This window comes from Streptococcus mitis (assembly GCF_003942795.1).
GTDB classification, from domain to species: domain Bacteria; phylum Bacillota; class Bacilli; order Lactobacillales; family Streptococcaceae; genus Streptococcus; species Streptococcus mitis_BJ.
Genome location: NZ_RJNY01000046.1, coordinates 1 through 2267, shown reverse-complemented (window position 1 = coordinate 2267; position 2267 = coordinate 1). Strand labels below are relative to the sequence as shown.

Sequence of the window (2267 nt, the reverse complement as noted above, 5' to 3'; positions counted from 1 at the left end):
CCACTTTACTTTGAAAATATGTAGGAAATATATTCTCAGCATCTGCCATCAGTCTCTCATCAATAGCATATTTATTGTCAACCGCCGAATGAATAGCATTTTTTAATTCATGCAATCGACTATCAATCATCTCCATAGTTATCCTTGAATATGAAGTTGATTCCAATTGGTACGTTTCAAACTGTAATTCAGGAAATTCTTCTCTTAACTCCTCCAGTTCTTCCCTTATATTCCCCAAGCTATTATTATCTAGCAACCTATAAACATCATCATCAACTACTAATTTAGATTGAAATTCTTTCAAGTTTAACTGGTACTGCTGGTTATAGTCTTTAAATTCTAACCTTCCCAACTCATATGGTACCATAGTTGTATACTACTGAATAAAAGTTTTAAAACCTTCAACATTTTGAGAATAACTTTGATACGAACTTTTTAATTCTTGTAATTTATCTAATAGATTTTTATCTACATCCGTGGAAAGGTTATTTATTTCATCAGTGATTTTCTGCTTCAGTTGCTGGATTGATTCATTCAACAATAATTGAACTTCTTGTAATTGCTGACTATCTCTAGATGAAATTTCAAACAGATAAGCCTTATAATTATCATATGCCTCCGTTAAATCATTGTAGGAAGCAAATTGTGTGTTACAAAATGGACATTTATTTTCATCAACATGATTATGTTGTCTTAGTTCATCAAATTTTTTATCTAATTTTCTCCGTAACTGTCGTAGATCACTTAAGCTTTTATCTACTTGTCCAACACTTTCCCTTAGTGTCTGATAACTTGTAATTCGAGATTTAAGTAATTCAAAATAATTTGATAATCTATCGTCTTGAAAATACTGAAAAGACTGCGCTGCCATTTGATTGATATCAGTNGATAGATACGCCAAGTATTGATTTAATTGCTGTCTTCGCCTATATTCTTGAGTTATAGTGTCAAATGATTGAAGATAATTTTCTAAAAGTACGTATTCAAATAATCTCGTATTCTCTAATGTATATTTTTCCCAGAGCCATTGAGAATTTGATTTAAAAATATTGGGAGATAATATTGAAAAATATAATGCTTGTTTGATAGCCCTATCACCAGCAATATCTTGTTTTCTTTTATCTCTTTTCCTCTTCCTATTATACTCCTCTATCGAGAAATTCTTCTTAAAATCAATAATATTTTGTAAAGTATTTTGATAAATTAATAATTTGTCAAGATTAGCAATAGAAAAAGGAGTTTCACAATCAAATACAAATTCCTTATGATTAAATAATCTATGATAAGGGACATCCGATAGTTCTTGCTGTTTTAAGTGTTTTAATTTTCCCTCTAAATCACTAATCTTTCTATTAATAACGTTTGTTACGGTATTAATATCTTTTATTTTCTTCTCTACTTTATCCGTTTTTACTAAAAAAGATAAACTATCGCCTCTTTCTTGTTCCGTTTGCTTTAGAAAGAAGGTTGTTTCTTCCTGTTGAATATAATTAAATAGATTAAAAATTTTTTCTATCTCATATTTCCCATTAATACCTAAAAATGCATCAATAGAACCTTGAGTAATCTCTTCCAGACTAGTATGATCTATAGAACTAAAATTTGTCTCGCTTACTTCCACTTGTCTAAATAACATAAACTGACTGGCAGACTTCAAAGGTGCAAATAAGTTGCTACTATCAGTAGAACTATTTACTAATTTTCTTACAATTACAAGTTGTTCACCATTCATTTTTTCTAGCCACAATTTGATAATTACCGGCTGACCAATTTCATTCTGAAAAAATGGCTTATTATATACAATATTTTCAGCAGTAACTTTATTAATGCGAGAAAGATTACCAGTTAACCCTAACTCAATTGCATCAAAAATTGTTGTTTTACCATATCCATTTGGTCCCACTAAGAATGTTATTCCATCACTAAAATCAATAACTGTTTCATTTCTAAAGTTCTTGAAATTATAAAGTAAAATTTTCCTAATCTTCACAAGTTCAGTCTCCTAAAATTTGATTTAAGCTATCCAGCAAACCACTAGCTTCATCTTCAAGTTGTTTCCTAATATCAACTCCACTAAAAATTTCTAAAATATCATCTACCTGCTTTTTATGATCATTTAGCCCTTCCATTTCAATTCGTGATTGGATTTTATTTTCAACTATCTCAAAATGATTATCAGAATGATGAAGAGAAACAAATGGTAATTTAATAATTAGTTGCATAGCAATAAAATAAGAAGTATCAAAAAACATATCACTCTCAAATTT

General features: G+C 29.2%; 1 protein-coding gene and 2 pseudogenes. All 3 read right to left on the bottom strand.

The features are described 5' to 3' along the window. Positions 1 to 367, bottom strand: a pseudogene (locus D8847_RS10835) (SMC family ATPase); the annotation flags it as partial. Positions 368 to 376: 9 nt separating this feature from the next. After that, the gene (locus D8847_RS10375) at positions 377 to 1990 is read right to left on the bottom strand and encodes an AAA family ATPase (RefSeq protein WP_260467785.1); all 1614 of its coding nucleotides are present in this window, start codon (positions 1988 to 1990) and stop codon (positions 377 to 379) included. A 4-nt stretch (positions 1991 to 1994) separates the two neighbouring features. Then, positions 1995 to 2267: pseudogene (locus tag D8847_RS10370) on the bottom strand (hypothetical protein); the annotation flags it as partial.